The sequence below is a fragment of the Agathobaculum sp. LCP25S3_E8 genome, assembly GCF_052117165.1.
Lineage (GTDB): Bacteria > Bacillota > Clostridia > Oscillospirales > Butyricicoccaceae > Agathobaculum.
On the sequence record NZ_JBQKJR010000022.1, the window covers coordinates 40,324 to 46,323 of the forward strand.

Annotated in this window: 5 protein-coding genes; all 5 read left to right on the plus strand. The window is 48.1% G+C overall.

Going from position 1 to position 6,000, the window contains the following annotated elements:
- Nucleotides 1-45 precede the first annotated feature (45 nt).
- The 5 genes from ACTQ34_RS09235 (at nucleotide 46) to ACTQ34_RS09255 (ending at nucleotide 5,788) form a co-directional block, all read left to right on the plus strand.
- Entirely contained in the window at nucleotides 46-675 is a 630-nt protein-coding gene (locus ACTQ34_RS09235) for a DivIVA domain-containing protein (protein ID WP_441363546.1), read from the plus strand.
- Between the two features lie 26 nt (nucleotides 676-701).
- Nucleotides 702-3,494, plus strand: a complete 2,793-nt coding sequence (gene ileS, locus ACTQ34_RS09240; protein WP_441363547.1) for an isoleucine--tRNA ligase — start codon at nucleotides 702-704, stop codon at nucleotides 3,492-3,494.
- A gap of 68 nt (nucleotides 3,495-3,562) precedes the next feature.
- Nucleotides 3,563-4,066, plus strand: a complete 504-nt coding sequence (gene lspA, locus ACTQ34_RS09245) for a signal peptidase II (RefSeq protein WP_441363548.1) — start codon at nucleotides 3,563-3,565, stop codon at nucleotides 4,064-4,066.
- Nucleotides 4,059-4,979, plus strand: a complete 921-nt coding sequence (locus ACTQ34_RS09250; protein WP_441363549.1) for an RluA family pseudouridine synthase — start codon at nucleotides 4,059-4,061, stop codon at nucleotides 4,977-4,979. Before lspA ends, ACTQ34_RS09250 begins: the two co-directional genes overlap by 8 nt.
- 17 nt (nucleotides 4,980-4,996) lie before the next feature.
- On the plus strand, nucleotides 4,997-5,788 hold the full coding sequence (locus tag ACTQ34_RS09255) for a Cof-type HAD-IIB family hydrolase (protein WP_441363554.1): 792 nt from the start codon (nucleotides 4,997-4,999) through the stop codon (nucleotides 5,786-5,788).
- The last annotated feature ends 212 nt before the right edge of the window (nucleotides 5,789-6,000 follow it).

Here is a 6,000-nt window from a genome sequence, read left to right on the forward strand (position 1 = left end):
CCATTTTCCCGTAGACAACAGGAGAAAAAAACGGAGGAATAACATATGACGGTGCAGGAAATTCAGGAAATCGGCTTTGAGAAAGCGGTTTTCGGCGGATATGATATGAAATCAGTGGATACCTTTCTGGAGCGTGTGGCGGAAGAATTCGCTGCGATGCAGAAGGAAAACGCTGCGCTGAAAGCAAAAATGAAAGTGCTAGTCGATAAAATTGAGGAATACCGCGGTGTAGAAGATGGCATGCGGCGTGCACTCATGAGTGCACAGACGATTGCACAGGACACTATCGATAAGGCCAAGCAAGAGGCACAGGATATTGTTACTGCCGCAAAAGATGAGACTGAAAGCAAAGTCAAAAACACGCGCGATGAAATTACACTGGAAGAGCAAAAACTTGAAACCGCAAAAAAGAGTACACTGGAATTTGTCGCGCGCATTTCTGCTGCTTATCAGGCACAGGCTAAGGCTCTGGTAGAACTTGCCAAGGCAGAAAAACTAGTTGGTCAGCAGCAGGAACCTGTACAACCTGCACCTCAGCCGGCAGAACAACAAGCACCTGCTCAACCGGCGCCGCAGAATGAGCAAGCAGATGCTCCCATAGAGGATGCTACGCGCAAATTTGACTTTGGTGAATTAAAATTTGGCGCTGATTATGACCCCAAGGAAGTAAAGTAACAATCGAAAGGACTGAACACTGCACCATGCAGCAGGATTACAATAACACGATCAATCTGCCAAAAACCGACTTTCCGATGCGTGCGGGACTGCCCAAGCGCGAACCGGGTTTTCTGGAAAACTGGGAAAAAGATGACCTGTATCACGAATTGATGAAAAAGAACGAAGGCAAGCCACTCTTCGTTTTACACGATGGTCCTCCGTATGCAAATGGTAATTTGCATATGGGGCACGCACTCAATAAAATTCTGAAAGATTTTATTGTACGTTCCCGCAATATGATGGGCTATCAAGCGCCGTATATTCCCGGATGGGATACGCATGGTCTGCCGATTGAGCGACAGGCAATCAAAGCCTATGGAATGGACCGTGATAAGGTTTCTACTGCGGAGTTTCGCTCCAAATGCGAAGAGTTTGCGCACGACCACGTCAATACACAGCGGACGCAGTTTAAGCGCCTTGGTGTCATTGGTGACTGGGATCGCCCGTATTTGACTTTGACACATGACTATGAAGCAACTCAGATTGAGATCTTCGGCGAAATGGCGAAAAAGGGCTATATCTACAAAGGTATGAAGCCTGTTTACTGGTGCCCGCATGATGAAACTGCGCTTGCAGAAGCTGAAATTGAGTATCAGGACGAGCCGTGCTCCTCGATTTATGTCAAGTTCCATGTGACCGATGATAAGGGCGGCAAAATTTCTTCGATTACCGGCAGCTTAGACAATGTCTACTTCGTAATCTGGACCACGACGACCTGGACGCTGCCGGGCAACCTCGCCATTTCTGTTAATCCGGTTTATGAGTACGATCTGGTCAAGGTTCCTTCGGGCGATATTTATGTGCTTGCTAAGGAATTGGTAGAGTCCGTGATGCAGGCCGCTCAGATTGATTCTTGGGAAGTCCTTGGCACGCTGCAGGGTTCGGATTTGGAACTCATGCGCACCAAACATCCGATCATGGATCGTGAGAGTGTTGTCATCTGCGGTGATCATGTTACGCTGGATGCTGGTACTGGCTGTGTCCATACTGCGCCGGGCTTTGGTGCAGACGACTTTATTGTTTGCCAAAAATATGATATTCCGATTATTGTTCCGGTTGACGGTAAGGGCATGACCACGGCAGAAGCCGGCAAGTACGCGAACATGTACTATGAAAAGACCACGCCGATCATTCTGGAGGATTTGAAAGCAGAGGGCGCACTGTTAGCGATCGAAGAGATCGTGCACAGCTATCCGCACTGCTGGCGTTGCAAAAATCCGATTATCTTCCGCACCACCGAGCAGTGGTTCTGCTCAGTGGATGCACTGAAGGATGACGCTGTCAGGGCTTGCGAAAGCATCCAGTGGATCCCCGGCTGGGGCGAAGAGCGCATGACCTCCATGATCCGTGAGCGTTCCGACTGGTGCATTTCCCGCCAGCGTGTCTGGGGCGTTCCGATTCCGATTTTCACTTGCAAGAAGTGCGGCAAGCCGCTGGTTAATGAGCAAACCATTAAGATTGTAGCCGATTTGTTCCGCGAGAAGGGTTCAAACGCTTGGTTTGATCTGGAGCCGTCTGAGATTTTGCCAGCTGATATCAAATGTGAGTGCGGCTGTGGTGATTTTGATAAAGAAACCGATACTATGGACGTTTGGTTCGACTCCGGTTCTTCTTGGCGTGCAGTCATTGAAAATCGTGAACATCAGTCCACGCCAGTTGACGTCTATCTGGAGGGCAACGATCAATATCGCGGCTGGTTCCAGTCCTCTATGCTGACATCCATTGCCACGCAGGGCAAGGCGCCGTATAAAACGGTTATTACGCATGGTATGATTGTGGATGAAGAGCGCCAGAAGATGTCCAAGTCGCTTGGCAATGGTATTGCGCCGGATGATATTTTGAACCAGTATGGCGCGGATGTCATGCGCCTCTGGGTAGCGTCTTCCGATTACCGTCAGGATATGCGTATTTCCAAGGACATGCTCAAGCATCTGTCGCAGAATTATCTGAAGATCCGCAACACCGCACGTTATATTCTGGGCAACCTGTTTGATTTCGATCCCAAAACGGATATGGTTGCCTATACTGAGCTACCGGAGCTGGATAAGTGGGCTTTGATGCGCCTCAATGAGTTGGTAGCAAAAGTTCGCGAAGGTTATGATTCTTACGAGTTCCATACAGTATTCCATGCGATTCATAACTTCTGTGTTGTTGATATGTCCAATTTCTATCTGGATGTTATCAAGGACCGTCTGTACTGCGATGAAACCAAGGGTCTGAGCCGTCGTTCTGCGCAGACTGCGATGTATCGTATTCTCAGTGCACTGGTGCGTATGCTGTCTCCGATTCTTTGCTTTACAGCAGATGAAATTTGGCAATCTATGCCGCATACTGCAGAGGATGATGTGCGCAACGTAGCATACAACGAAATGCCTGCAGCGGACAACACTTTGTCGTTTACAGATGCGGATGTCGACAAGTGGGCAAAACTGACCGCTTTCCGTGATGACGTCAATAAGGCACTGGAAGGCGCACGTAATGCAAAGACGATCGGCAAACCGCTGGAGGCCTGCGTAACCGTTTATGCGAATGCAGAACTGACTGCTTTCTTGAACAACTGCGGTCAAGATTTGGCAGATCTCTGCATTGTCTCCGAACTTTCGGTGAGCGAAGGTACAGGAGAAGGCATGGCAAGTGAGAATCTGCCTGGCTTGACGATTGCGGTTGCTCGTGCGGCAGGAGAGAAGTGCCTGCGCTGCTGGAAACAATCTAAATCGGTTGGCACTGATGCAAAGCATCCTGCTTTGTGTGCACGTTGTGCCAAGGTTGTAGGTTAACAGATCAACAAGAAAGGGGAACAGAATGGTTTCTGTTCCCCCTTTTTAAGCGATGAGGAGTATGTAAAATGCTGTATATTGTTTTGACGGTGCTGATGATCGCACTCGATCAAGCAGTGAAATACTGGGCATTTACCAGTTTAAAGGCACAACGAACCATCCCCTTAGTTGAAAATGTGTTTCATCTAACCTATATTGAAAATCGTGGTGCGGCGTTCAGCATGTTTGCGCAATTTGATTCCCGTTGGATCTTTGTAACACTGGCAGTTGTCATCTCAGTTGTCATTGGTGTGGCATTATATAAGGGCTGGATGCAGAATGCATTGGGACGTTGGTCGCTGGTAATGGTTGCTGCTGGTGCGATTGGTAACGCAATCGACCGAGTTATCCGTGGGTTTGTGGTTGACCTGTTTGATTTTCGACTGATCCATTTTCCGGTATTTAATGTTGCTGACATTTTTATCTGCGTAGGCGCCGTGCTTTTTATTATTTATTTCTTATTTCAGCACAAGGATGAGGGACAGGCAGATGCTTCTCAGAGCAAATCCCTGGAGCGTGACAACCATGAATAAGATTGTTCTGCGCGTACCTGACACACAGGCAGGTGCACGTATTGACATTTGGCTCTCCACCCAGATAGAAGGATTGACCCGTTCTGCCGCGCAGAATTTACTTCTCGAAAAGGCAGTTTTCTGCAATGAACAGCCGCTGAAAAAGAACTACAAGCTGGTCGGCGGAGAAAACATTACCGTTCATTTACCCGAATTACGAGAAGCAGATATTGTTCCGGAGAATATCCCACTGGATGTTATCTATGAAGACACGGATATCATTGTCATCAACAAACCGCGCGGTATGGTCGTCCATCCCGCTCCGGGTAATTGGTCGGGCACGCTGGTCAATGCACTGATGCATCACTGTGGAGACAGTTTATCTGGCATCAATGGAGAGCACCGTCCCGGTATTGTGCACCGCATTGACAAGGATACAAGCGGTCTTTTGGTGGTTGCAAAAAATGATACTGCCCACCAGAGTCTCGCAGCACAGATTGCAGCACACACTGCTTTTCGTGGTTATGAAGCTATTGTAGTAGGAAGCCCGCGTGAGGATTCTGGCACGATTGACAAACCGATTGCACGCCACAAGACAGACCGCAAGAAAATGGCCATCGTAGAGGGCGGGCGAGAAGCTATTACACATTATACTGTACTCAAACGATTTCACGGCTATACCCATATGGCATTTCAACTAGAAACCGGGCGTACACATCAAATTCGTGTGCATATGGCGTCAATCGGGCATCCTATCATCGGCGATCCTATCTACGGCTTAAAAAAAGACCGTTTTTCTGATATTGGCGGACAATGCCTTCATGCTGCACGGTTGACGCTTTGCCATCCCACCACGCAGCAAACAATGCACTTTTCCGCACCACTGCCAACCTATTTTACGGAAATCCTAGCAAAACTGGAGAAAATGGCATGAATAAGTTTGATGGCACGATGCTTGCATGCGATATGGATGGCACATTGCTGGACAGCGACCGTCAGATTTCCGACGCTAATCTGCAAGCACTGCGCTATTTTACCGCAGAAGGCGGTTTGTTTTCCCTTGCAACCGGACGCGCATATGCAGCTGTAACCGATTATATCGATTTACTGCCAATGAATGCTCCGTATAGTTTACTGAATGGATCGCTTATTTTGGATGCACAGAATCGGGTTTTGCATTGCGCCGGCATGCCAGAACAAACATCGACATTGATTGACCAAGTGCTCACCTCTTTTCCTCAGGTTGGGTGCGAGGTGTTTTTGCCGGATCGGATTTTGGTTTGCCGCATGAGTGCAGAAACAGCGCATCACATGCGTGTACTGCATTTGTCATATGACTGTGCAAGTGTTGCAGAGCTTCCGAATCCGGCTGGCTGGTGCCAAATCAATTTTACCGGTCAGGCATCACAAGTGGAACCTGTTCGAACGTTTTTGAAGCAGTTTGAGGATTCGTTTCATGCTGTTTGCACGATGCCGACTTTCTGCGAAGTGACGCAGCGTGGTGTCAGTAAAGGCGCAGCAATGATGCAAATCGCAGCGGATTGCAACGTGCCGTGCAACAAAATATATGCCGTAGGAGACAGCGATAACGACTTATCCATGCTGAAAAATGCGGCTATTTCCTTTGTACCGGCAAATGCTGTACCGGATATGTTTCAGCATGCAGCAGTTCGGGTCCGTGATAATGATCACGATGCCGTAGCGCATGTAATTGAATATTTAGAGAAACACCATAACGCCTGACAGAATAAACAATTCTGTCAGGCGTTTTTCTATGCCATCAGCTATACCGCCATATTGACGTAAAACCGTATCATAGGTATAATACAGTTACAGAAAGTGTGGGTCGTGTCAAGAATTTTTCGCACTTTAGTTCGCAGACTCTGTTATGAATGAAGTCAGCCAGCAATGGAGGCATCCTCAACGGTCGCCTCCAGATGCTTCATGTTCATGTA